23 protein-coding genes and 1 pseudogene are annotated in these 25,944 nt (G+C 39.8%); 6 read left to right on the top strand and 18 right to left on the bottom strand.

What is annotated here, in order from left to right:
• Window positions 1-225 precede the first annotated feature (225 nt).
• The 3 genes from AC2YHV_RS01015 to AC2YHV_RS01005 all read right to left on the bottom strand — a co-directional run bounded on the left by AC2YHV_RS01015 (window position 226) and on the right by AC2YHV_RS01005 (window position 2,521).
• Window positions 226-990: a tyrosine-protein phosphatase gene (locus AC2YHV_RS01015; protein ID WP_487372415.1), complete on the bottom strand. Its 765-nt coding sequence runs from the start codon at window positions 988-990 to the stop codon at window positions 226-228.
• Window positions 991-1,126: 136 nt separating this feature from the next.
• The gene (locus AC2YHV_RS01010) at window positions 1,127-1,804 is read right to left on the bottom strand and encodes a CpsD/CapB family tyrosine-protein kinase (RefSeq protein WP_430142820.1); all 678 of its coding nucleotides are present in this window, start codon (window positions 1,802-1,804) and stop codon (window positions 1,127-1,129) included.
• Between the two features lie 36 nt (window positions 1,805-1,840).
• Window positions 1,841-2,521: a YveK family protein gene (locus AC2YHV_RS01005; RefSeq protein ID WP_487372414.1), complete on the bottom strand. Its 681-nt coding sequence runs from the start codon at window positions 2,519-2,521 to the stop codon at window positions 1,841-1,843.
• A 475-nt stretch (window positions 2,522-2,996) separates the two neighbouring features.
• Between AC2YHV_RS01005 and AC2YHV_RS01000 the strand changes: the two genes are divergently transcribed.
• Window positions 2,997-3,323 (top strand): helix-turn-helix domain-containing protein, encoded by a 327-nt coding sequence (locus tag AC2YHV_RS01000; RefSeq protein ID WP_487372413.1) that lies wholly within the window; start codon window positions 2,997-2,999, stop codon window positions 3,321-3,323.
• Window positions 3,324-3,749: 426 nt separating this feature from the next.
• Here the strand turns inward: AC2YHV_RS01000 and AC2YHV_RS00995 are convergent, their stop codons facing one another.
• The 3 genes from AC2YHV_RS00995 to AC2YHV_RS00985 form a co-directional block, all read right to left on the bottom strand.
• Window positions 3,750-3,899, bottom strand: a complete 150-nt coding sequence (locus AC2YHV_RS00995) for a hypothetical protein (RefSeq protein WP_487372412.1) — start codon at window positions 3,897-3,899, stop codon at window positions 3,750-3,752.
• A 462-nt stretch (window positions 3,900-4,361) separates the two neighbouring features.
• Window positions 4,362-4,499, bottom strand: coding sequence for a hypothetical protein (locus AC2YHV_RS00990; RefSeq protein ID WP_487372411.1), 138 nt, complete (start codon window positions 4,497-4,499; stop codon window positions 4,362-4,364).
• Between the two features lie 331 nt (window positions 4,500-4,830).
• Window positions 4,831-6,315 carry a glycosyl hydrolase family 28-related protein gene (locus tag AC2YHV_RS00985; RefSeq protein ID WP_487372410.1) on the bottom strand — a complete coding sequence of 495 codons (1,485 nt, stop codon included), beginning with the start codon at window positions 6,313-6,315 and terminating at the stop codon, window positions 4,831-4,833.
• Between the two features lie 934 nt (window positions 6,316-7,249).
• Between AC2YHV_RS00985 and AC2YHV_RS00980 the strand changes: the two are divergent.
• Window positions 7,250-8,427, top strand: a pseudogene (locus tag AC2YHV_RS00980) (MFS transporter).
• Window positions 8,428-8,634: 207 nt separating this feature from the next.
• Window positions 8,635-8,826 carry a hypothetical protein gene (locus AC2YHV_RS00975; protein WP_034308728.1) on the top strand — a complete coding sequence of 64 codons (192 nt, stop codon included), beginning with the start codon at window positions 8,635-8,637 and terminating at the stop codon, window positions 8,824-8,826.
• Between the two features lie 212 nt (window positions 8,827-9,038).
• Here the strand turns inward: AC2YHV_RS00975 and AC2YHV_RS00970 are convergent, their stop codons facing one another.
• On the bottom strand, window positions 9,039-10,541 hold the full coding sequence (locus AC2YHV_RS00970) for a CDP-glycerol glycerophosphotransferase family protein (RefSeq protein ID WP_487372409.1): 1,503 nt from the start codon (window positions 10,539-10,541) through the stop codon (window positions 9,039-9,041).
• Between the two features lie 771 nt (window positions 10,542-11,312).
• Here AC2YHV_RS00970 and AC2YHV_RS00965 point away from each other — a divergent pair.
• The 3 genes from AC2YHV_RS00965 to AC2YHV_RS00955 all read left to right on the top strand — a co-directional run bounded on the left by AC2YHV_RS00965 (window position 11,313) and on the right by AC2YHV_RS00955 (window position 13,458).
• Complete coding sequence (locus AC2YHV_RS00965; RefSeq protein ID WP_487372408.1) at window positions 11,313-12,149, top strand: phosphodiester glycosidase family protein; 837 nt, start codon at window positions 11,313-11,315, stop codon at window positions 12,147-12,149.
• A gap of 169 nt (window positions 12,150-12,318) precedes the next feature.
• Window positions 12,319-12,705: a helix-turn-helix transcriptional regulator gene (locus AC2YHV_RS00960; protein WP_487372407.1), complete on the top strand. Its 387-nt coding sequence runs from the start codon at window positions 12,319-12,321 to the stop codon at window positions 12,703-12,705.
• Window positions 12,706-12,984: 279 nt separating this feature from the next.
• A complete protein-coding gene (locus tag AC2YHV_RS00955; protein ID WP_487372406.1) occupies window positions 12,985-13,458 on the top strand; it encodes a VOC family protein in 474 nt (157 codons plus the stop codon).
• 50 nt (window positions 13,459-13,508) lie between these two features.
• Here the strand turns inward: AC2YHV_RS00955 and AC2YHV_RS00950 are convergent, their stop codons facing one another.
• The 11 genes from AC2YHV_RS00950 to AC2YHV_RS00900 form a co-directional block, all read right to left on the bottom strand.
• Window positions 13,509-15,392 carry a S8 family peptidase gene (locus AC2YHV_RS00950; protein ID WP_487372405.1) on the bottom strand — a complete coding sequence of 628 codons (1,884 nt, stop codon included), beginning with the start codon at window positions 15,390-15,392 and terminating at the stop codon, window positions 13,509-13,511.
• A gap of 714 nt (window positions 15,393-16,106) precedes the next feature.
• Window positions 16,107-16,814: an ABC transporter ATP-binding protein gene (locus AC2YHV_RS00945; protein ID WP_034308744.1), complete on the bottom strand. Its 708-nt coding sequence runs from the start codon at window positions 16,812-16,814 to the stop codon at window positions 16,107-16,109.
• On the bottom strand, window positions 16,814-17,596 hold the full coding sequence (locus tag AC2YHV_RS00940) for an ABC transporter ATP-binding protein (protein ID WP_034308746.1): 783 nt from the start codon (window positions 17,594-17,596) through the stop codon (window positions 16,814-16,816). Before AC2YHV_RS00940 ends, AC2YHV_RS00945 begins: the two co-directional genes overlap by 1 nt.
• Window positions 17,568-18,533, bottom strand: a complete 966-nt coding sequence (locus AC2YHV_RS00935; protein WP_034308749.1) for a branched-chain amino acid ABC transporter permease — start codon at window positions 18,531-18,533, stop codon at window positions 17,568-17,570. The genes AC2YHV_RS00940 and AC2YHV_RS00935 overlap by 29 nt, the downstream gene beginning before the upstream one ends.
• A 13-nt stretch (window positions 18,534-18,546) precedes the next feature.
• Window positions 18,547-19,425 carry a branched-chain amino acid ABC transporter permease gene (locus tag AC2YHV_RS00930; protein WP_034308751.1) on the bottom strand — a complete coding sequence of 293 codons (879 nt, stop codon included), beginning with the start codon at window positions 19,423-19,425 and terminating at the stop codon, window positions 18,547-18,549.
• Between the two features lie 163 nt (window positions 19,426-19,588).
• Window positions 19,589-20,767, bottom strand: a complete 1,179-nt coding sequence (locus AC2YHV_RS00925) for an ABC transporter substrate-binding protein (protein ID WP_487372404.1) — start codon at window positions 20,765-20,767, stop codon at window positions 19,589-19,591.
• A gap of 550 nt (window positions 20,768-21,317) precedes the next feature.
• A complete protein-coding gene (locus AC2YHV_RS00920; protein ID WP_034308755.1) occupies window positions 21,318-22,025 on the bottom strand; it encodes an ABC transporter ATP-binding protein in 708 nt (235 codons plus the stop codon).
• On the bottom strand, window positions 22,025-22,804 hold the full coding sequence (locus tag AC2YHV_RS00915) for an ABC transporter ATP-binding protein (protein WP_063590527.1): 780 nt from the start codon (window positions 22,802-22,804) through the stop codon (window positions 22,025-22,027). The genes AC2YHV_RS00920 and AC2YHV_RS00915 overlap by 1 nt, the downstream gene beginning before the upstream one ends.
• Window positions 22,779-23,750, bottom strand: a complete 972-nt coding sequence (locus AC2YHV_RS00910) for a branched-chain amino acid ABC transporter permease (RefSeq protein ID WP_034308758.1) — start codon at window positions 23,748-23,750, stop codon at window positions 22,779-22,781. The genes AC2YHV_RS00915 and AC2YHV_RS00910 overlap by 26 nt, the downstream gene beginning before the upstream one ends.
• A gap of 13 nt (window positions 23,751-23,763) precedes the next feature.
• Complete coding sequence (locus AC2YHV_RS00905; protein ID WP_034308761.1) at window positions 23,764-24,642, bottom strand: branched-chain amino acid ABC transporter permease; 879 nt, start codon at window positions 24,640-24,642, stop codon at window positions 23,764-23,766.
• Between the two features lie 76 nt (window positions 24,643-24,718).
• A complete protein-coding gene (locus tag AC2YHV_RS00900; RefSeq protein WP_487372403.1) occupies window positions 24,719-25,906 on the bottom strand; it encodes an ABC transporter substrate-binding protein in 1,188 nt (395 codons plus the stop codon).
• Between the last annotated feature and the right edge of the window lie 38 nt (window positions 25,907-25,944).

Raw genomic sequence — 25,944 nt, 5'->3', positions numbered from 1 at the left:
AGAATGAAATATGCTTTACATGTTCCCATTTGCTATGTTTCTTTAATGCCCTTATTTACCATTTACCCTAAGGACCGTTTTGAATGATGAACAATGAACTTTCTAAATTCAAGGTGGTTTATCCACCTCCTCTATTGGTTGCTCCAGCAACAAAAGAACCTAAAACTTTACACGGAGGCAAAATTTTTTTATAATGATGAAAACGTTTCCTAACTTTCTGGTTTTCTAAAAGATCCCTAAGATTTTCTTTTTGAATGGAACGGGTTTTTCAATAGAAGGACTTTGTCCCTTTATTAGCTGTTCAGCATTTTCTTTAAAATAAAATGTACGTTGTATTCCGTATGTTTTAGTGATTGTTTCATAGGCTTGTTGTAACGTGAATCCTCTAGAACCTATATTATGAGCATCTGTTGCAACAAAATGAGCGAGATTATGTTCGATTATTTTTTTTGAAAATGATTTAACATTTTTCCCAAAGAGACCGATAATACTACCGGAGGTAAGTTGAGTTAACGCTCCCTCTTGAACCAACTCAAATAATAGTTTATGATTCTCGATCAATTCCTTATTTCTTTCCGGGTGTACGATAATAGGTTTTATTCCTTTCAGCTGCAGCTCGTAAATCACTGCTTTGGTGTATGTAGGGACGCTTCCCGACGGAAGCTCTAGTAGCAAATACCTTCCGTTATCGTCCAGAGTTAGGATTTCTTCTTTTTCAAGTGAAGTAAATATGTCCCGGTGTATTCTTACTTCTTGTCCGAGATGGATGGTAAGTGGAATATTGTTTTGGTGTAAATTCTCATTTAACATCACTGCCCGGTCAATGATGTAACTTTTAACATTTACATATTTCTCATTTAAGTGATGTGGCGTGGCAAAAATATGGGTGATTCCTGCTTCTACTGCTTTTCTTGCCATGTTCATGCTTTCATTCATGTCCGCAGATCCATCATCAATCCCTGGGAGAATGTGACAATGTATGTCAATCAAATTTCATACACTTCCTTTATAAAACAAATAGAAAAAAGCCCGACTTCTAAAAATAGGAATTATTACCCTGACTAATAGTAGCATATAAAACTGCCATTAAACAGGGTGTTATTTTGTCGAAAATTGTTTTATTTCGTTAGGATTGATAGTAATAATAATTGCTGTTATCCGTTTCCACGCCATTCAAAACGACTCCAAGCAAGGATGTATTAGCTTTCACTAAAAGCTCCTTTGCTTTCACTGCACTTTGTTTGTTTGTCTTGCCGCTCGCCACTACTATTATCACGCCATCACATTTATTGGAAACAATCTGGGAATCCGGCACTACCAGAACGGGCGGTGTATCCAAAATAATATAATCATACATTCCTTTTAGTTCATCAATCGCGGTTTCTATCGCTTTGGAATTTAATAACTCTGAAGGATTAGGTGGTATCGGCCCACTTGTTAAAATGTCTAAGTTTGAAACATTTGAATTCAAGATAGTTTTTCTTAAGTCCATTTTCTTTGTCAATACGCTAGTAAGTCCATGTATATTACTAAGGTTAAAAGCATAATGAACCGATGGTTTCCTTAAGTCCGCATCCACAAGTAATACTTTTTTCTCTTCTTGAGCAAGCACAATCGCTAGGTTGGCAGCTGTAGTCGATTTCCCATCATTAGGCTCCGATGAAGTAACCACAATCGTTTTGATTTCTTTATCCACTGAAGAGAATTGTATGTTTGTCCTAATTAATCGATATTGTTCAGTAATAGGCGATTTAGGATTAGTCTGCGCAATTAATTTCACTTGTTTTTCATCTTTACTTCTCAAAAATCCCACTTCCTTTCTTAATGTCACTGAATGTTTTTATTTATTTTGCGATATTTTTTGAATAGATCCAAGGATGGGTAATTCTAGGAGTCTCTCAATATCATCCTCGTCCTTGATCGTATTGTCCATATACTCTAGTAGGAATGCCAAGCCGACTCCAGCCATCAATCCAACCACAACTGCAATTGCGATATTCAATAGTGGATTAGGTTTTACAGGAGTAGGATTTTCCTTAACTTCTGCCTTAGCAAGAATGCTAACATTGTCGACTTTCATAATATCTTTGATTTCCTTTTGAAAAATTGAAGAAACCGTGTTGGCAATCTCTACTGCCTTGGCCGGATTACTATCTTGAACCGTTAATGAGAAGACTTGCGAATTTTCTTGACTGTTAATCGTAATTTTTTGACTAAGTTGATCTACGCTTTGGTCTAGTTCAAGTTCATCAATGACCTTCTCCAAAATGGCTGGGCTTTTTATGATCACACTATATGTATTGATCATGTCGATATTAGATCGGATTTGTGTAGAGTCCAATTGGTTTTCCGATTGTTTCTGATTAACGAGAATCTGTGTTGAAGATTGGTAAACTGGTGTTAATAAGAAATACGAAATTGATCCACTAATCAAAGCGGCAATTAATGTTAGCAGCATGATCAGCTTCCAACGTTTCTTTAATGTTTTAAAAATATCTTTAATACTAATAGTTTCTTCCATTTCATCCTCCTGATATGTTAAAAATGACCTATTACATTATACCATAATATTACCTACTTATATGTATTTTCAAGGAAATTTACATGAAAATTACAATCAAAGAATACTTTTCTAATGCAAAAGTAATTTTACAAAAAAGAAAACGTTAATACAAAGGAAAAAAAAAACAAATTTAAAATATTGTATTAATGACATCTAAATAACTCATTTTCCAGAATATTTGCGCCTGAAAATTTATTAAACCTAAGTATACACCCACTACCATATTTTGTTAGGTCTTTGCGTTTTTTAACAAAATTTACCATAATTAAACCTAACTAAATGCCTACCAAAACAGAAAAATCCATTTATACATATAATAATGTCAAGTATTTTAGTGCCTAGTTATCATTAAAATTGAAAGGAAAATGTGTAAACTGAAAGTGATAGTTTAATCAGTATATAATTTTCATATTAATGGTTAGGTGTGGTCAATATGATAGGTTACCGAGTTAAGTCGCTTAGGGAAGAAAGGAAAATGTCAATTAGTGAACTCTCCTCAAAATCCGGCGTTGCCAAATCCTATATAAGCTCACTGGAAAGAAACCTTCAAACAAACCCAACTATATTAGTTTTGGAAAAAATCGCTAAAATTCTTTGTATTAAGGTCGATTCTCTATTGAATGAACAAGCAGACAAGATCATGGATGAAGAGTGGATGGAGATCATGCAGGATGTTATGGGGTCAGGAATATCGAAAGAGGAAATGCGCGAGTTTATTCAAGATAGAAAATTGATGCCTTTAAGGATTGAGCAACTATGATACCGCTTTCTTTTGATGTAATGAGTAAAATTAAAGGGGGAAAAGTGGATATAGCCACTTTTCCCCCTTTTACATGTACTACTTTAACTTAAAATATTCCTGCATCACCTCGAACCATATGTAATGCCCTTAATCATTGGGATGGATATTAACATTCATTTATGAGCAATGAACCAGAGAATTTATTTCTATTTTCAAACCCCCACCAATGGGGGTTGCTGATCTTAAACTATCCTCTAACAAAATCATTATCCCCCTTTAAACTCAAAAAATTTTAATATGATAAATATATCATTTTGTGTAAATATTTCATATTTTGAGTTTTTTTACTCAGAGAATAAGGATTAAGTTTTTATTTATCACTTTTCATCTAATTGGAATTTACTTACTCATAACATATTTAAACCAAACATATACCTCTTGCAATCATGTCAGCCATTCATAACCCACTTTCCCCTGTTGTTCTTTCAGTTTATTAAGAAGATCAATATCTAATTCATATTTAGGAACCGGATTGTCTCCGGGATTAAATTTAATTTTAGATTCAATGAGTTTTATAAAATTAGTTCTAGCCATTGAATCTGCTTCCGATGAGAGTTAACAGCTGCTAAGAAAGAGATCCACCGGTCCTTGTCTCCTTTTTGAGCTTTGGCTTTAGCCTCGTTCTCTTAACTCAACATCAACAAATTCCCAAGGCTTTCTATAACTGGAGCTTTCAAAACCTCTGTACGACCTCACAAACTAGTAGAAAGAGCGAATAACAGTGTTTCAATTAATGTTACACCTCTTTGTTGCTGGTATGCCCGTTGCCTTTTTGACCAGGTTCAAGAACTTCATTATCCCTTGGGTTAACACGAAAGACTTTTTTATGTGGCTGATTAAACGATCGATATCATTTTCCTCTAGGACCACATCGTAAATATTTAAGCATGTCTTCAAACTTTTGAGATTTAAGTACATGCAGCTCTACATTACTTAAAACAGATAGTAATTCAAATGCCTTGTTTGGCAATTTCAGCATTAAAGGTTCAAATGAATTCACACCGTTTGTAATTCAAAATTGACTTGAGCAAGATCCATATAACGAACATCTGCATCAACAAATGTTGAAGCAAATAATCCTTTTAAAGATTCATCTTCATGAAGTTCTTTAATGAGTCTGTTTACTACTTTCATAACTCCTTCGAAAAATGGAACCCATTCAAAGATTCTATTTCAGGTTGTTTGGTAGTTGGATCGCCATTTTCGCCTTTAATATTCACATTAATAGTTGTTGTTATAAGTGTTTTCCTCCAATAAAATAAACACCCCGAAGGATGCCTTGATTTTTTATATTTTATTTTCCACTACCGCACAATTTGTTCCTACTACAAGGTTAAACAGTAGTTCTTGTAGCTTATTTTCAAGTGGTACTGTTCCACCTACCGGTTTGTTTAAAGTAGTGTCAAAATACCTATTCCTATATAAGTTGCCACAGGTCTAATAGTATTAGTGCCTTGACGGTCTTTTACGGTATAAAAATGTTATTTCTTATTCTTGAAGTACTATCTGTGAAACTAACATAGTTAGAAATACATAGAATGAAGATATTCCCGCTGAAAATACAACCCACTAGAGATTTACTTGAGCGTTTAATCCCTTCAACTGCCCCTGTTATTTTATTTCTCGAGATAATTAGATTTGCACTATTCCCCATTTCAATCCCAATTGTGGAAACTCCCGACATATTAATAGTGTTTTCTACTACATCGAAATTGATAGCTTGGCGAATGGCTATAGCTCCATCAGTTACAGATTCGAAAAAGTTATTAAATGCCTTGCCTGTATTACCTGTCAATCCGTACTTAGAAAACATGATATGGTTTTCAGACACCCACGCTTTCGAAGCATAAACACCTGTTTCACAGTTATCAATTTTATTTTGCCTAATGATAACGTTATCTGTTAAATTAAAGTTTGAAAAGAGTGTTCTGACTCCATAAGAATCAACTATACCTGATCCATATATTAGATTATTTGTGACGCAAACATTTTTACCTTTGCTGTTATCTCCAATATATACTCCCGAAGTCATTGTAGTTACTTCTTTTTTATAGTTAATCATGTTATTAGCAATAGTTAGATGAGATACTAAACAATCGGTATTATCAGTGATTTCTGTTGTTGAAATAATTATTCCTTCACCATTAACGCCACATTCCATTTTATTGTCTTTAATGCTTATATTTTCTAAAACGTGTGTACTTGTATCAAATCTAAACTTGATTAAATGTGCTCCCAATAGTCTTCCTGCTGCTATTGTCCCTGGCGATCCAATATAATTATTTCTTATATCCAAATTTTTGATAAATGTACCGCCACTAGAACTGAAATAAATGCCATGATGTCCTGTATCATATATCTCACAATCATGTATTTTAATATCTTCTATAGCACCTTGAGTAATGCCGGGGCCGGATGTATTATGAATACGCACTCTTTCAATGGTTAAGCGACTACAAGCGTGAATACCTCCATATGCTTGACTATCTTGTAATCCCCTTTCTTCTCTTTTATGATTCAATGTTAAGTCCGTTACGGCACTCCATTGGATTGAATTGTTTTGCGAAAACTCCAACATCCAGTTTAAAGTAGAATTATTTGTAGCCCAATGAATAAAAGTACGATTAATTCCTGCTCCTCTTACCGTAGTGTTAGGTGGTGCAACTAATTTAGCAGAAATAATATACGTTCCATCAGGAATAAAAAGTGTTCCACCAGATGTTAAGGAGTTCAGTGCATTTTGTATAGCTATTGAATCGTCCGTTAATCCATCACCTATAGCACCAAAATCTTTTTTTGCATCAACCCAATTGTTATTAAGATTTTTCTCAGTTTCGGACAACTCTCCACTTAAAACTCCAGTTTTTATATCGGAATTGCCAATTCTATAGCCAAAAATGAAATATAATATCCAAAGTGAAAAGCTTAATAAGAATTTTCTTCGATTCACATATTTCCTCCTTTCAACCCAGGTGAACCCGTTAAATCATATAATTTTGACTTCGTAAAATGATAAATGCCTTTAACTGTATTAATTAAATTATAGCCTTATTGCTTAGGGTTGGCTATACAGTTTCATTCTACAGTTCCGATTCTCTATAACAATTCATTCGCGAAAGGAAACTCACCTATATTAAATGTTGCTCCGCCTTCTAAAGAATACCCTGCTTCTAATCGATTATTGTAGGTATCCCCAACCTGAGTTTTTCCTTTCGAAATCAATTAATATAATTCTAACACCAAGGTATTCTCTATATAAGGTTTAATAGGGAGTGGACTTTCCATAATTTTTTTCTACTTTATGTTCGAGTATTAAGTGTTCTCCATGTTGAATTCGAAAATCAATTTCAATTTATAAATATTTGAATCTGGTTAGTTTTCCCCTATAGGGATAAAAAGGTCTTCGCCTTTTTCTACGACTGACAGCTAGAAAAGCCAGCATCATATCAAAATCCTGGTAAGATATATAAGATTGTTTTAATTTCATGAGAAAGCCGACTGATTCAACTTTTCTGCTTTCTCTTAAGGATTATATTGTAAAGTAATTGCTTCAAATGCCTCATATACAAAGAAAGCGCTTTCATTTATAATTATCACAAGAAAACCAAGCCGAGAGGTGTGTTCAATATGATAGGTGAAAATGAAGGGAATTTCTTTAAAGGACTTTTGTTTGGTACATCTTTGAGCATACCGTTATGGATTTCTTTTATTGGATGGATAAAATTGATCTTAAATAGTTTATTTTAGAGCCTTAGGGCTCTTTTTATTTTGTTGTAGTCAATATTACTTAGATTTAAGATGATCTCTTAATTTTTATAGATTGTTCTCCATAACTTTAGTAAAATGATAATGATAATTACTATCAATTGAGGAGAATAACTATTATGGGTGTACCTTTGTTAAAAGAAGAACTTCCGGTTGTTAATAAAATCTGGTCGCGTGATTTTATTATGATTTTCTTGGCTAACTTTTTTGTTTTTTTATCCTTTCAGATGACTTCCCCGACCCTTCCGCTTTTTGTAAAAGAGCTTGGCGGAAATGAACGGTATATTGGGTTAGTTGCTGGCATGTTTTTATTCTCTGCCCTGATTGTCCGCCCTTTCGCTGGACAGGCCTTGGAAACAAAAGGGAGACGCTTTGTTTTCTTGTTCGGTCTAGCCCTTTTGGCTGTAGCGATTGGTTCGTTTGGATTTATGATGAGTATTTTCCTTCTATGCGCCATAAGGATTGTACAAGGAATTGGCTGGGGATATACGACCACCGCATCAGGTACGATTGCCTCCGATCTTATCCCAGCAAGGCGTCGGGGTGAGGGAATGGGATACTTCACTTTATCGGGTAATTTGGCGATGGCCTTTGGTCCTTCATTCGGGCTTTTCTTAGCGGATGTTTTAACTTTTCAACATTTGTTTTTATTTGCGGTGTATTAAGCCTGGCAGCTTGGATCATGGCTTCAACAATTACTTATGAAAAAGTAGATCATGCATCTGCCCCAGTAAAAACTAATAGGTTTGACATTTATGAAAAAAGCGCTGTTGCTCCGTCCGTTCTTGTTTTTTTCATTACGGTAACTTTTGGCGGGACTGCTACCTTCTTACCGCTTTATACAATCGAAAAAGGTCTGACAGGTATTTAAGGATACTTTTTTCTTTACGCTTTAGCTCTTATTTTCACACGTATGTTTGCTGGAAAAATCTATGATCAAAAAGGACATCAAGCTGTCTTCATTCCGTCTACTCTTTTTATCGTAGTGGCGATGCTATTGCTAGCCTGGATGCCAAGTAACATGATTCTGTATTTGGCAGCTATTTTTTATGGCATTGGATTCGGTGCTGTCCAACCGGCTCTTCAAGCGTGGTCTCTTGAACACGCTGCCCGAAATCGAAAAGGCATGGCCAATGCCACGTTCTATTCCTTCTTTGATCTTGGAATCGGTTTCGGGGCCATCCTCTTCGGACAAATCGGCTATCTTTTCGGGTATATAAGCATTTACATAATGGCAGCAGTTTCTGTGGGGATTTCAATATTGGCTTACCTATGGATTTTTAGAAAAATGAAGTAATTACACATTAAAGGACATCTTTATGGATGTTCTTTTTTTAAGAAAACAGAAGTGATTTTGCAGAACAGTTTATCGCATTTGCATCAGCACATTTTTTAACCCTATGTAAAGTATGTTATGGTTTTATTTGTTTTAAGTAATGTTATTGTATTCCCTGTTTCCTTCTCTCTTTTTCGTTGTATGATAGAAAAAAAAGGAGTTTTGGGAATGATTATTCTGCAGTATATTGGAAAAGCTTTTTCATTCATGCATAAGGATATACCGGAAACTCATGTTAAATGCCATGTTTGTGCAGGTACAGGCGCCTACGATATTTATACAGATTGCCTTACCTGTAATGCAAAGGGATTAATCAGTAAAGTTGAGTATAATAGGAGGCTTGAAGAGGGTGAAATTTAAAGAATTTCATGAAGTCGATATATGTAATCAAAGAAGCAATATTGGCTATTGCTTCTTTTTTTGTCCCAAAACGGTATCGGTTGTCCCTCACAAAGGTATTTTTCTCTAATTTGAATGTTGATGTAAATGATCGCATATTCAAAAGACCACCATATGGTGGCCTTCTGCAAATATAACCTTTTTGTCCCCGATTGACGTTCCATTCAGAACAATCAAGAAGCAGAAGATTGCTTTTCAGAAATAGAAAATGCACTCTCTTCCTCTAAAGGGTTATGTTCATTTTCGGAAATTACGTTTTGAATGTAGTCATAGGTATTTTTAGTATTGTGACCACTTGTGCACTCCATTAGTTTTGAAAACTTTGCAGTATAGAAAGGAGTTTGTGGGTTATTGTAATTGTAAACAATTTCAGAGTGCAAATCTTTGAATCTCTCTACTATGCCGCCAAAAGCAATTTCTTTCTGAAGAATGTTTGGCGCGCCATATTCCACTTCTGCCAAAGCCTTGTCTTCCCAATAGAAGATTATATTACTTCCACCTGCAAACGCATAGAAAGTAATAGAAGAATAATCGGATATGACTACTTTACTGTTTAATAGCGCATCCTTTATGTCCCCTACATAAAACGATTCTTCGTATTTATCATATATATCCGGGAACTGTTCTTGAAGTATGATTCTTGATTTAGGATGGAGAATGACATTAATTTTTTTATCTTTGTAGAACTTCTCTTTGCGAATCAATTCCAAGAATGAGAAATACCGGTCCAAATAGCTTCCAACTTCAATGCTTCCTGTGAGATCCCATGGTCGCCATGTAAGCATGAATGTAATTTGTTTTTTTTCATTTTGTTGTTCCTTGACATATAAATCAATATTAGGCAGCCCTGTTACCATCAGTTCTTTATCTGTATAACCTGTATTTTTAAGGAACAAGTTTTTCTCGAAATTGGAATTTACGAGCATGTAATCTGGTGCAATCGGCACTTTACGGTTAAAGTAACCACGTTCGAAAATATTGGTCGCCATACATGGTCCATGCTGCAACATTATTTTTTTATCAGTTGAAAGTACCTTTTTCTTAATTAAGTAATCATTATCGTACAATCGGCGTTGTATATGGCCCACAAGATCGGAAGATTGAAAACTTCTGGCTAAAAAGATGTGATAGAAAGCAAGAAAACTATTTTTCCCAACTAGGGCTTTTCCGTATTGTTGCTTAAGATTTTGGAATTCGGGGTGGTCTTTTTCTAAGATATAAACGCATGAATCCCCCATCTTGAATGCATATTTAAACAGTTCAAAGGCCGATTCCGAAGCCCCTGCACTGAACTTTTCAAAATAGATATCGTATTTTTTTTTGTTTGGTGAAAATAGGCTGATCAGATAAGCAAATCTTTCTTTAATAAGAATGCTTTTGGCCATTATACTTGTCAATACAATAACGTATTGACCTGTTATTGACTTTCGAATAAAAAGTTCACTGTTCATCTGCCCCAAACGATAGGAACCGGTGTTGTACAGGTAATGATTTTTATCGTATTTGTGATTAGAGTCTGATTTAAAATTGTACCAATAATTATGATCAGCGTGACTGAGCTTGATAAAAATAGGTGTATTAATCTCGCTAGTTTTTACATAATGTTGATAAATTTCCTTCATTGGCACGAAAGACCAGTAAGTATGAATGAGAATCGATAGCTTCCCTGTCTTCATTGCAAATTTCTCTCTTATTTTGACTGGAAAGAGAAAATGGACTTTAAAATTTATACTTTTATCGTAGCCGAACGATAAGTATGCATCTTTGAACGAATAATTTCTGAAACGCATGACCCCAACAAAAAGGAAGTGAAAGAATAAAAGGAATACTAAACTTTTGAAAAACGGGCTTTTCTCTATCTTATCCAGTGTTTTGTCTATCTGCAGATTTTTTTGATGTGTTTTCACGAAGGATAGTTTGCAGTTTGTATCTACGAAGAAAATGATTCTTTCATTCTCTAATTTCCCCTCTTTATTAACTTGTCCTTTCGTTGAAGTGATCGTTTGTAAGATTGTCATTGGTTCAAATTCTGAGAGAGTAATCGTATTGTTCGTTTCTTGACTATATACGAAATACTTCATATTATTTTTTCTTTTTTTACTAATACTCTTTGTGCCATTGAAAAGGCAATATCCATCCGATAAAATAGGATTTCCATTTTCAAGACGACCAAAAACTGTTTCTTGTTTCAATTCTTTCCCTCCATGTTTTCCGGAACTTATAATCCTACGGCATATTTTGCCGGTACCTTTGTCACACCCTATATTTTGAAAAAAAGACAATATACCTATGATAGTATAAATAGTTAAACACTTCAATGTAATTATAATTTTTCTTTTGTTGGTACATCCTAATAGCCTTTGCGTAACTTTTCCCTATTGAAGCCATAAATATGATAAAATTGATGGCTAACTAAAGAAACAAGCAGTGAGGGGATTATCGCAACTATGAGGAAGATTACTATATTATTATTTTTTTCTTTTTTATTATATGGATGTAAAGCAACAGACGAGGAAATTAAGCCTGATTCTGAAAAAAAAGTCACACATTCAAACTCTGATGTGGCCACTGATTCTAACGAAAATTCTAATGGACTTTACGATTATCATTCAGATACTTTACATATACAAATCCAACCTGTAATTAAACCGAAACTGAAATATTGGGTCTCAACCATAAAAGTAAATAAGGCATCACAAGTAAAATCTGAATTTGCAGGCGGTAGCTTTAGTAGTAAAACAGAGGAAACATCAGAAATAGCAAAAAATAACAAAGCTGTGTTTGCAGTTAATGGAGGAGGTATTCAGTATAAATCCAGAAGCACTGTCATTAGAAATGGAAAAGTATATAGATCGGGTTTTGCACCACTGGAAGTCAGAAAAAATGGCACACTCTTTATTGGTGATGGAAGAAGAACGACAGATGACATGCTTAAACAAGGCGTATTACATACATTTGATTTTGGGCCGGAGTTACTGATCAATGGAAAGGTTCCTTCTTTTAAGAACCAAGATTGGTTTACAACAGTCCGTGCTCCTAGAACGGCGATAGGTCAAAGGAAACCATATGAATATATCATTATAACGGTAGATGGTCGTTCGTCTGAATCTAGTGGCATGACGTTTGCAGAGCTTGTAAAGGTATTTCAATCAAAGGGAGTAAAATGGGCTTACAATCTTGATGGAGGCGGCAGTACTACCTTATATTACTTGGATAACATTTTAAATCACCCTTCAGATGGCGAAGAAAGACCCATATCAGACATATTATATTTCACAGAATAGAATTGCTACAAACAATAATAAGCCCCTCTCAATTTTGAGAAGGGCTTATTCGGGGTAGCACAATAATAGAAACGTGATTAGTAAAAAGCGCTTAGGCTTACCACATATCAAATTAGCTCCTTATAAAATTTGTTAGTTTAACAAATGATAAGTCTAAGGAGTGATACATTTGAAAGTGGAAGGTGTATATACTTATTTATGTGAAAGTTGTTTAACACTATTTGGCGTAGTATCTCGTTTTTCTGTAATGGAAGATAGAATTGATACACTGACGTGTCCCAAGTGTTCTAAGAAAGTAGCAGTTTGCATGGGAGAAGGGCATATAACTTACGCAAATCATGAAAGAAGGGAAGAAATAATAACGAACGAAACGGATGAGACTTCACAACTGCCAGAATTATTAACTGTAGAGCATTTGGCAGCTTATTTAAATGTTAGTGAACGAACAGCTGATGAATACATGGGTAATCCCGATTTTCCTTTGATTCGTTTAAAAAGGTCCAAAAGGGTTTTTAGGGATGACTTTTTAGACTGGTTACACTCAAAGAAAGAATGAATGGTTTGGAATTTGTATGGCTAATAGAAATTTTTAAAAAGCAGAGGTGCTACGTAATGGCAGCACCTTATTTGTATTTTTCTTTTTAAAGAAGATAGCACTTTCAATAAGATATGATTTATTGAATTTCTGCGAAGCTGCAACGTCACCTTCATTACATTCATTTTCCTCGACTGCTTATTTTGTTTATACCTTTTGTTATTGCTTCTTTTTTGTCCCAAAACGGTATCGTTTGCCCCTCCCCTCCAAAGGGTATTTTAATTACCAGGAGGGATACATATGACAACTATTACTCATGTTGGATTGGCTGTACCTGATTTGGATGCGGCGATTAAGTGGTATGAGCAGGTATTAGGATTCAGGTTATTGGCGGGTCCCTATTCGTTTGATGCGAGTGAGGAGAATGAACATAATATGACGAATGATCTTCTTGGTGGTCATATTAAAAAGATGCGTAATGCTCATTTAATGGCAGATAATTCAGTAGGGATTGAGCTTTTTGAGTTTGTGGAGCCAAAGATGCCAAAAGGTAAGAGTCGCGGTTATGAGGGCTTTTTTCATATTTGCTTGATAGCGGATGATATTGAAAAGCTGGCTGATGATATTGCTGCTTCTGGCGGTAAAAGGCGAAGCGATCTATGGAATACCTGGGAGAACAAGCCCTATTATTTAATCTATTGTGAAGATCCTTTCGGCAATATTATTGAACTTTACAGCCGAAGCACGGAATTGATGTATGGAATTAGAGATTGATAAAAGTGCAGCCCCCAATCAGATGATTGGGGGCTGCTCCTGTTTTTCCATCACTTTTTAACTGTTACTTTTCTTGATTCGCTTACGTTTTTCGCTTTGTCTTTGGCATGAATATATAGGTTCTTCCCGGCTTTTTGCTTGGGGATTCTAACCGAGAATGTACCTTTGGTCGTTGCTGTTGCAGAGCCGATCACTTTTTTTGATGCTCTGATGTACACTGTGGAGTTAGCTTCTGCCTTTCCGGTTACTATTGTCGTTTTTGTCGTGACTGTGTTGACCGTCGGTTTACTTGGTGCCGTTTTGTCTGCAACGGTCACGGTTTTGATCGAACTTATATTTCCCGCTTTATCGGTTGCTGTAACGGATAGGACTTTTCCGGCTTTTTGTTTTTTTGACATCGTTACGGTGAAATTCCCTGCGCTGTTGGAATTTGCTTTGCCTAGAACCGTTCTGCCGGTTTTGACGGTGACGGAAGAGCTAGCTTCCGCTTTGCCGGTTACTTTTACGGTATTGTCACCTACCGTATTTACGGACGGTCTTGCAGGAGCCGTTTTATCTGCCACTTTAAATGAAACGGGTATACTTTTATTTCCCGATTTATCGATGAGCCTAGTAAAGATGGTCGTGCCGGCTGTTTGTTTTGCGATGGTCGCTGTAAATGTTTTTTCGCCGTTGATTTTCACTGTGGCGAGTTGTTTTTTATCGGTATAAATGGAGACGGTGCCCGTTTTGAAATCAGCCGGGATTTTCCCGTTGATTTTGGTGTCCTTATCGGATATCGCAATCACGGACGGTTTGGTCAGCGTCTTCATTTCCAGTGCTTTTTTAGCATTGACCCGACCGTTTCCATAGTATATGTCTTTCCCTTTTGTACCTAGGTCCACGGCTGAATCATAGAGGCGGTATTCAACCTCCGTTTTGTTGAGCTTGGGCTCATGGGACCAAATCAATGCCGCTACACCCGCCACCATTGGCGTCGCCATCGATGTTCCGCTCATCCAGCCGTATTTACCATTTGGCAAGGTTGAAAGGATGTCATCTCCAGGGGCCGCAATATCGACTGTTGAATGGTAGTTGGAATAACTGGGACGTTTGTCACTTGAGTTAGTGGCAGCAACGGAAATGACGTGGCTGAATGCAGCTGGGTACACACGCTGGACATTTTTCCCCATATCCCCTTCATTCCCGGCAGCCGCGACGATCAGTACGCCTTTTTTATAGGCTTCCTGGACGGCCTTGTTCAAGGACTCCGAATAACTTGTGTCGCCTAAACTCATATTGATGATGTTTGCCTTTTGCTGAACGGCATAATGTATCGCGTCAATGATATCGGCCGTATCGGCATACTCTCCATCAAAGACGTTGATCGGCATTAGTTTAACGTTCGGGGCAACACCCGCTCCGCCTATGCCGTTGTTTGCAGAACCGGCAATGATGCCAGCGATATGCGTTCCATGCTCCCCTTTTGGGACGATATGCTTCCGATTGCGTATCGTATCATAGGCATTGACGATCCTCCCTTTTAAATCTTCGTGGTTGCGATCGATGCCGTCGTCAATGATCGCAACGATTAGTTCCTTTGATCCCATTGATTTTGTCCACGCTGCACCCGTACCAAGCTTTTTATGGTGCCACTGGTCTATGTACGCTGGATCGTTCGGGCTTTCCATCTTCTTGAACAGATAGTTTGGTTCTGCATATTCCACATCCTTCTGTTCTTCAAGTTCCTCGATCAGTTTATCGGTTGATTCCCCTTTAGGAACCTCCACCTTTTCTATCAACTCGTTGATTGGCTCATCGCTCGTCTCTTTGTACTTGACGATGACACCATCAGATTGAGGCGTCTCTTCCGCAGATGCAGAGTCTCGCTGGTAGATTGGCAGAATCATAAACAGTAATAATACCGGCAATATGGCCTGAATAAGCTTGTGCATACAATCACTCCAAAAAATATGATTAAGAATAGCTATCGATGAGGTTATATCATGAACCAATTCTACTATTATTCCTAACTAGATTGTATACCGTCCGATAAGGTTTTACTAACCTTTTTATCTAGTTGAATTAACTTAATTGCACAACAAAAAAAACTGCTATAAAGCGGTCTCAGTTTGTCGACAAAATGGGGTTCTAACTAGTTTTTAAAACAAAGGGGTTGACTGTAGACAAACTTGATAATAATTAATTACTTTAAAATTTGCACTTTGATTTCCACTCCAGGCACTCGCTTTCCGCGGGCGGTCCGTGAGCCTCCTCGACGCTTCGCGCCTGCGGGGTCTCCCCTGGACTCGCATTTCCCGCAGGAGTCTCGAACACCCGCTCCAATCAACTTCGTTTGAAAAATTCAGATAGAAGCACTTTTGTCTAATAAAGAGAGTTCCAATTGGTCTAATCCTAAACCATGATTTTAATATAAGACCAAATTCACTTATTGTTTATTACTGTAATCCTTATTGGATGGAAGAAATTTGCGACACTCCTGCCGAATTACTGGCTAGCCGAGACACCGCAGCCGCTAGGCGAGGAGGCTTGGCAGACAGTCGGCGGAAAGGGAGTGGATTTCTGAAATCAACTGGAACCTTTTTAAAATAAAAAAACTGCAGCCAAACTCGCTTTTTCCTCGAGTTCGTCTGCAGTCTGTAACAGGCTTAATGTCCGCCTAAATAGGCATTCTTGATTTCTTCGCTTGCGGTCAGTTCCTCTGATTTGCCTGATAGGACGATTCGGCCGGTTTCGACAACATAGGCTCTGTCCGCGATGGATAGTGCTAAGTTGGCATTTTGTTCGACCAGCAGAATCGTCGTACCTGTTTTATTGATTTCTTCGATGATATGAAAGATTTGCTTCACCAATAATGGAGCAAGTCCCATAGATGGCTCGTCCAGTAACAGAAGTCGGGGCTTGGCCATGAGTGCCCTGCCCATTGCGAGCATTTGCTGTTCCCCGCCGGAAAGGGTTCCGGATTGCTGTTTCAGACGCTCTAGCAAACGCGGGAATAATTCATAGACTTTCTCCATGTCCTGCTTGATGCCTGCCTTATCCTTGCGCAGATAAGCACCAAGCTGAAGATTTTCTTCGACGGTCATGTTAGCAAAGACCCGCCGGCCTTCAGGGACATGGGAAATGCCCATTTTCACGATGGATTGTGCTGCCTTTCCGCCGATGGAATCCCCTTCGTATATGATCTTCCCTTGTTTTGGTTTTAATAGGCCGGAAATGCTCTTCAGCAACGTGCTTTTCCCGGCTCCGTTCGCCCCGATCAGGGTTACGATTTCGCCTTCGTTAATAGAAAGCGAGATTCCTTTCAAGGCTTGAATGTTTCCGTAATAGACGTTGATGTCCTCGATTTTTAACATTATGAAACCTCCTCGCCCAGATAGGCCTCGATGACTTTTGGATTGTTACGGATTTCTTCTGGCTTTCCTTGAGCGATCAGTTGTCCGTGATCGAGTACATATATGCGTTCGCAAACACCCATGACGAGCGGCATATCATGTTCTATCAATAATACTGTCAAATCGAATTTCTCACGGATGAGGGCAATCAGGTTCATGAGTTCGTGCGTTTCCTGGGGGTTCATCCCCGCTGCCGGTTCATCGAGCAAAAGCAGTTTCGGGTTGGCGGCAAGGGCACGGGCAATCTCCAAACGTCTTTGTTTACCATATGGCAGGTTCTTTGCCTTTTCATCCTTATATTGATCAAGGTTGAAGATCTTCAGGAACTCAATCGCTTTTTCATCCATTTCCTTTTCGCCTTTAAAATGGATCGGCATGCGGAAGATCGAACTTAAGATGCCATGCTTCGAAAGCGAATGATAGGCCACTTTTACATTGTCGATCACCGATAGTTCGCTGAATAAGCGAATGTTCTGGAATGTCCGGCTGATCCCTTTTTGCGTGATTTTATATGGAGGCAGTTTTCTTAAGTTCTCACCTTCCAAAGAAATGGTGCCCTCCGTCGGGACGTAAACTCCTGTCAGCAAGTTAAAGAAAGTGGTTTTTCCAGCGCCGTTCGGCCCGATCAAGCCAATTAGTTCTCCTGGATATAATTCGACGTTAACATCAGAAACGGCTTTAAGCCCTCCGAACTGGATGCCGACCGAATCGACTTTAAGCAGCGGTGTTTTTATTTTTTTCATGGCTGCTTCCTCCTTTACGTTTGAACATGGATGTTATTTCTTTGGTACCCATTAAACCTTGCGGGCGATAGAGCATCATCACGATAAGCACAAGACTGTAGATGATCATTCGTGTTTCCGGATAATCCTGCAGGAAAGTCGTTACTACCGTCAGTAATATCGCTGCCAATACGGCACCGGAAAGACTTCCAAGACCGCCAAGTACGACAAGGATCAAAATATCAAATGATTTCAGGAATCCAAAGTTCGATGGCTGGATGATATAGAAGTTATGAGCGTAAAGCCCCCCAGCGATACCGGCAAAAAAAGCACCGATGGCAAAGGCGACAACTTTGTAATAGGTCGTGTTGATTCCCATTGAATCGGCAGCCGTTTCGTCCTCGCGGATCGATATGCAGGCTCTTCCGTGAGTCGAGCTAGTAAAGTTTCGGATGACGATGATCGTTACGATGACGGAAGCGAATACCCACGGCCAAGTGGTCAAATGGGAAACCTGCATGCCGCTCGCCCCGCCGACATAATCGATATTCAAAAGCATGATCCGGACGATTTCCCCAAAACCCAGGGTCGCAATCGCCAGATAGTCACCTTTTAAGCGTAAGCTTGGAATTCCGATGATCAATCCTGCCAGCGCTGACGCCAAACCGCCGACTATCAATGCCGCATAAAATGGCATTTCAAGCTTCATCGTCATGACGGCTGAAGCATAGGCACCAACTGCCAGGAATCCGGCATGCCCGATGGAGAACTGCCCGGTTATCCCGATGATCAAGTGCAGGCTCGCTGCCAGAATGATATTGATCCCGATGAACATGAGCGTATTTTGATAAAAAGGATTTAGCGATCCGCCGCCGATTAACACTTGAACTACGGCGAAAAAGATCAATGATAGTGAAATCGAGAGCCAAAAACCTTTTGCTCGCTTAATTGTAGTCATTGCTTTGTCTCCCCTATACTTTTTCTTTTTTGTTTTTACCGAATAAGCCTTGTGGCATGAAAATCAAGATAAGAATCAGTACGACGAAGGCTACAGCATCACGCCATAATGAGTAACCGGCGGCACTGACCAAAGCTTCGATGACACCTAGCAATAGGCCTCCGACCATCGCGCCCGGTATAATCCCGATCCCTCCAAGTACGGCGGCAACGAATGCCTTCAATCCCGGAAGCACACCCATGAGCGGCTCGATCTTAATATAGTAAATACCGAAAATGACGCCCGCTGCCCCAGCCAATGCGGAACCGATTGCAAAGGTGGCAGAAATCGTGTTATCGACATTTATACCCATCAGCTTAGCTGCATCCGCATCGTAGGAAACGGCACGCATCGCTTTTCCAATTTTCGATTTATGAACGATGATTTGAAGGATGATCATCAAGACTACAGCCACTCCAAAAATCAAAATCGATTGACTATTGATGGAAACTCCAAAAATATTGAACTTGTCTGTCGGCAATACATCATTCGGATAAGCTTCCGGCTGTGCACCGCGGACGTAGATGAATCCGTATTCGATCAAAAGGGAAACACCGATGGCAGTGATAAGTGCCGCGATACGTGTTGCGTTACGCAATGGCTTGTACGCGATACGTTCGATCAATACTCCAAACAGAGCACAGACCGTCATCGAGATTAATAGGGCGGGCACGAATGACAGATCCAGGACCGTTATTGAGTAAAACCCAACGAATGAGCCGACCATGAATACATCGCCATGTGCGAAGTTTATCAATTTAACAATCCCGTAAACCATCGTATATCCGAGAGCGATAAGGGCATAAATACTTCCTAATGAAACCCCGTTAATTAACTGTTGTATCAATTCCATGTTCGACTCTCCTTGAAAATCTAATTTTATGAGTGATTAGTCCAGACTCTTTTCATTCCGCTAAGGGGATGTTCAGCACCCTGGCATGCTTGAAAAATGAGAATTCGCCAGCACCTTCTTATTAAGGAAGGGCCGGCGAAAGGGTTGGAGTTGTTCTCCGAAATTAAGGATTGATTTTTGTGTTGAATACTTGTTTTCCTTCTTTAAATTCAAGGATGGTGGCAGATTTGATTGGATTATGTTTTTCATCCAATGTGAATGTACCCGTAACAAGCTCAAGGTCAGCCGTTTTTTCCAGCGCTTCTTTGATTTTTTCCGAATCCGCTGAACCAGCACGTTTAATCGCGTCTGCAAGGAAGTATCCTGTGTCATATCCTAGAGCATTAAATGCATCCGGGGATTTATCTTTGTACTTCGCTTTAAATGCTGACACAAAATTCTGAATTTTCTTATCAGGGTCACCTGAAGAATAATGGTTCGTGATGAACGTGTTATTTAGAGCTTTTGCACCGGCAATTTCAACTAGCTTAGGAGAATCCCAGCCGTCGCCGCCCATGAATGGTACGTCAAGTCCAGTTTCGCGTGCCTGCTTCACGATCAGACCAGCTTCCTCATAGTAACCAGGAAGGAAAATGAAATCAGGTTTTGCCGATTTCAAACGAGTCAATGTGGAACGGAAATCAGTATCCTTCGCAATGTAAGCTTCCTCAGCCACGATCTTTCCGCCATTTTTTTCGAATTGTTCTTTAAAGGCTGCGGCTAACCCTTTTGAATAATCACTTGAGCTGTCAATATAGATGGCTGCACTTTTCGCTTTGATTTCTTTAGCGGCAAAGTTTGCAGCTACCGTCCCTTGGAACGGATCGATGAAGCTTGTCCTGAAAACGAAATCGTTCAATTTATCCTTGCTGAAAGTGATTTCAGGGCTTGTACCAGAAGGTGAAATGACCGGCACTTTATTATCTTGGGCAATCTGTACTTGTGCAATCGAGTTCGTGCTTGTTGCTGCGCCCACGATCGCTGCAACCTGATCTTGCGATGTCAGCTTGATCGCCCCGCTTGTCGCTTCGGACGCTTCAGATTTATTATCGACTTTAATTAGTTTGATTTTTTTACCGTCAATGCCTTCTTTATTGATTTCTGCAGTTGCAAGCTCCAGACCTTCTGCAATCGATTGTCCATATGAAGCTACACCGCCTGATAATTCAAGGTTGACACCGATTTTGATCGTATCTCCATCCCCGCTTGATTTTTCAGATGAACCAGAGCCGGAACAACCCGCTAGCACTCCTGCAGCAAGTGATAGAGAAAGGAATGCACTTGCTAATTTTTTCTTTTTCATAAATAATCCCCCCATTTTGTAATCAAGCTCTGATGCATGAATATTTATTCATGATCCTTCAGAAAAAAATTGATTAGATGAAATGTTTCAAATTAAATTAATATTTCGAAAAATAGTTTACCGCATAATTTTCATTCCGTCTATACAATAATTGCGAGAAGATTTCGGTAATTAGGATATTTTTCACAGGTAGTGCTCTATCATTTTTATCTTTATATATTTTAAATATTGCGACAATAGGCGATATAATCAGAAAAAACGGATAATTAAATTATATTGATATTATAAATTCCTTGTTTACAGATCAAAAAATTTTATTCATTCTCTAATTTTCCTCATCCTATTAATTACATTTTTACCAAAATACAAGGATATTGATAGGGAATTAAACCCAGTTTTTTCGTGTTTTTTTAGTCTTAATTCCTATATCAAAATTGAATAATACTATATTGGATGTATAAAATCATGCATGAAACCCTGTGCTTTTTTATCTTTTTGCATATTTTGCATAACCCGATCAACAAACAAAAAAAACCGCCAAACGGCGGTTTTAGTGGCCTCCTAAATAGGCCATTTTTATTTCTTCACTTGATGTTAGTTCCTCGGCATTGCCCGACAGGACGATTCGGCCCGTTTCAACGACATACGCCCGATCTGCAATGGATAAGGCGAGGTTGGCGTTTTGCTCGACCAAAAGGATCGTTGTGCCGGACTCACTGATTTCCTGGATGATGTTGAATATTTGCTTCACCAGAAGCGGTGCAAGGCCCATCGAAGGTTCATCGAGCAGTAATAATCGCGGTTTCGCCATTAAGGCCCGGCCCATTGCAAGCATCTGCTGTTCGCCGCCTGAAAGCGTGCCAGCCTGCTGTTTGATTCTTTCCAGCAGCCTTGGAAATAGCTCGTATACCTTTTCCATATCCTTATGGATGCCATCCTTGTCTTTTCGCAAATAAGCTCCAAGCTCCAGGTTTTCGGCCACCGTCATGTTGGCGAAGACACGTCGTCCTTCAGGCACATGGGATATGCCCAGTTTCACGATGGCCTGTGCCGCTTTTCCCCCAATCGAATCGCCTTCGAACAGAACTTTTCCTTGCTTTGGTTTTAACAGACCGGAAATCGTTTTGAGCAGCGTGCTTTTTCCCGCTCCGTTCGCCCCGATCAAAGTCACGATTTCCCCTTCATTTATCTCCATGGAAACCCCTTTTAGCGCTTGGATATTGCCGTAATAAACATTGATGTCCTCTATTTTCAGCATCAGGAAACCTCCTCCCCTAGATATGCCTCGATAACCTTTGGATCGTTGCGGATTTCATCCGGTTTTCCGTGAGCGATGAGCTGTCCATGATCAAGGACATAAATCCGTTCGCATACACCCATGACCAGTGACATATCATGTTCGATTAGCAAAACGGTAAGGTTGAACTCCTTCCGGATAAAAGCAATGAGGTTCATTAATTCTTTCGTTTCATGGGGGTTCATCCCGGCTGCCGGTTCATCCAGTAAAAGAAGTTTCGGATTGGCGGCAAGGGCACGGGCTATTTCCAGCCGCCTTTGCTGTCCGTATGGAAGATTCTTCGCTTTTTCATCCTTAAAATGGTCAAGGTTGAAAATCCGCAAAAATTCGAGCGCCTTTTCATCCATTTCCTTTTCCCCTGAAAAATGTCCGGGCAACCGGAATATGGAGCTTGGAATTCCATGCTTGGCAAGCGAGTGGTAAGCAACCTTCACATTATCGATCACGGATAACTCACTGAAGAGACGAATGTTTTGAAAGGTCCTCGAGATCCCTTTTCGGGTAATTTTATAAGGCTGCTGCTTATTTAGATTTTCCCCGTTCAAGGCGATCGTTCCTTCTGTAGGGACATACACACCCGTCAATAAATTGAAGAAGGTCGTTTTCCCAGCTCCATTCGGCCCGATCAGGCCTACAAGTTCCCCTGGAAATAATTCCACATTCACATCGGACACCGCTTTCAATCCGCCAAAGCGGATACCCACCGAATCTACCTTAAGCAACGGTATTGTGGCTTCCATCCTTTGGGCCCCCTTTCGTTTTTTTATGTGTGAACAATGATGTGATTTCTTTTGTTCCCATTAACCCCTGCGGGCGGAAAATCATCATCAGGATCAGGACAAGACTGTAGATGATCATCCTCGTTTCCGGATAATCCTGAAGGAATGTCGTCACGATCGTCAGTAAAATGGCGGCCAAAACCGAACCTGAAAGACTTCCAAGACCGCCAAGTACGACGAAAATCAGTATATCGAAGGATTTCAGGAAACCGAAATTCGATGGCTGGATAATATAAAAATTATGGGCATAGAGCGATCCGGCAATTCCGGCAAAAAAAGCTCCGATGACGAAGGCCGCCACTTTATAATAGGTCGTATTGATTCCCATCGCATCAGCCGCCGTTTCATCTTCCCTTACGGATATGCATGCACGCCCGTGAGTCGAATTGGTGAAATTCCTGATGACTAAGACGGTGATCATGACACAGGCAAAAACCCATGGCCAAGTAGTCAGGTGGGATACCTGCATCCCGCTTGCACCGCCTACATATTCAATATTCAAAAGGACGATCCGGACAATTTCCCCAAAACCAAGGGTGGCTATCGCCAGGTAATCCCCCTTCAGGCGCAAGCTGGGTATCCCGATCACCATACCCGCAACAGCGGCGATGACGCCCCCAGTCAATACAGCTATGATGAAAGGAAGTTCCAGCTTCATTGTCATGACTGCCGAAGCATAGGCCCCAACCGCTAAAAAACCTGCATGCCCGATCGAGAACTGCCCGGTTATTCCTATGATTAAATGAAGGCTCGTAGCCAGCATGATATTGATGCCGATGAACATGAGCGTGTTGATATAAAATGGATTGAGGATACCGTTTGAAATGGTGTACTGCATGATTCCGAAAAAAATAAGTGCGAGCACGATCGAGAGCCAAAAACCCTTTGAATTCTTTAAAGTAGTCATCGCCATGTCTCCCCTACACTTTTTCTCTTTTATTTTTACCGAATAGTCCCTGCGGCAAGAAAATCAAAATCAAGATAAGTACGACGAAAGCCACACCATCGCGCCATAATGAGTAACCGGCGGCACTGACCAAAGCCTCGATCACTCCAAGCAGCAGACCGCCGACCATCGCTCCCGGAATGATGCCGATGCCACCCAAGACGGCTGCAACAAATGCTTTGAGGCCAGGAAGGACACCCATCAACGGTTCGATTTTAATATAGTAGATGCCAAAAATGACACCAGCCGCCCCTGCCAGGGCCGAACCTATGGCGAACGTAGCGGAAATCGTATTGTTCACATTGATTCCCATCAGCTTGGCCGCCTCGGAATCGAAAGAAACGGCACGCATCGCTTTGCCGATTTTGGTTTTATGAACAACGAATTGCAGGATGATCATTAATATGATGGATACGGATAAGATCAATATCGATTGACTGCTGATGGAAACTCCGAATATATCGAGTTTATCCATCGGAAGGACATTATTTGGATAGGCTTCCGGCTGGGCGCCCCGGATGTAAATCAGCCCATTTTCTATCAGAAGGGAAACACCGATGGCCGTTATCAAGGCCGCAATCCGTGTTGCATTACGAAGGGGTTTATAAGCAATGCGTTCAATTAAAACGCCAAAGATGGCACATGTGGCCATTGAAATCAATAAAGCCGGGATGAAGGATAAGTCCATTACGGTAATGGCGTAAAAGCCCACAAATGAACCGACCATGAATACGTCTCCATGGGCGAAGTTTATGAGTTTGACGATTCCATACACCATCGTATAACCAAGCGCGATCAAAGCATAAATGCTTCCGAGTGAAATGCCATTTACCAATTGCTGAATCAGTTCCATATTGCACTCTCCCCGTTAAGGTGTTTTTTAAGTGAATATAGAATAGGGGGGACTTGCCCCCTATCCACGTAAGGTATTATGGATTGATTTTTGTCTTGAATGTTTGTTTGCCATCCACATATTCCAGGATGGTCGCCGATTTGATCGGATCATGATTTTCATCAAGGTTCAGCGTTCCGGAAACTAATTGAAGATCTTTTACATCTTCCAACGCTTGTCTGATTTTTTCAGGGGAAGCATCTCCAGATCTCTTGATGGCGTCTGCCAGGTAGTACCCAGTGTCATAGCCAAGTGCAGCAAAGGCATCCGGTGTTTTATCGTATTCCTTTTTGAAGGCTGCAACGAAATCCTGGATTTTTGCATCTTCATCTTCTGGGGAATAGTGATTCGTGATATAAGTATTTTTTAAAGCTTCCGCTCCGGCAATTTCAACGACCTTCGGGGAATCCCAGCCGTCCCCGCCCATGAATGGAAGGTCTATGCCGTCTTCACGTGCCTGTTTTAGGATCAATCCGACCTCCTCATAATAACCAGGAAGAAAAACGAACTCAGGTTTTGCCGATTTGATACGTGTCAATGTAGAACGGAAATCAGTATCTTTCGTTACATAAGCTTCTTCCGCCACGATTTTACCGCCCTTGGCAGTGAATGCTTCTTTAAAAGCTGCGGCCAATCCTTTAGAATAATCGCTTGCGCTATCCACATAGATCGCAGCCGTCTTTGCTCCAATTTCGTCAGATGCGAAATTGGCTGCCACCGTACCTTGGAATGGATCGATAAAGCAAGTTCTGAACACATAATCATTTAATTTTCCAGCTTTGTTGGTAATGTCGGGATTTGTTGCAGTTGGTGTGAGTAGAGGAACTTTATTATCCTGTGCGACTTGAACCTGTGCCAATGTATTCGTGCTTGTCGCAGATCCGACTACAGCCACAACCTTGTCCTGGCTGACTAACTTGATCGAACCGCTTGTAGCTTCTGCTGCATCTGATTTATTATCAACCTTCACGATTTCCATTTTTTTACCATTGATGCCCTCTTTATTAATCTCATCAATGGCCAGTTTCAAACCATCGGCAGCCGATTGGCCGAATGATGCCGTACCTCCGGATAATTCAAGGTTGGCCCCAATTTTAATGGTGTCACCCGATTTTGATGAACCCCCGCTTGAACTGCTGGTTTTCGAGTCGCCGCTGCAACCTGCCAGCGCCCCTGCAACCAAAGAAAGTGATAGAAACACTCCTGCTAGCTTTTTCTTCTTCATTTGAAACCCCCTTGTTTTAATATGTTCTTTTAAACAAA

It is taken from the genome of Peribacillus sp. SRI_006, from assembly GCF_057586375.1.
The sequence above is the reverse complement of the archived record's forward strand: the minus strand, read 5'-3'. Positions and strand labels throughout refer to the sequence as shown.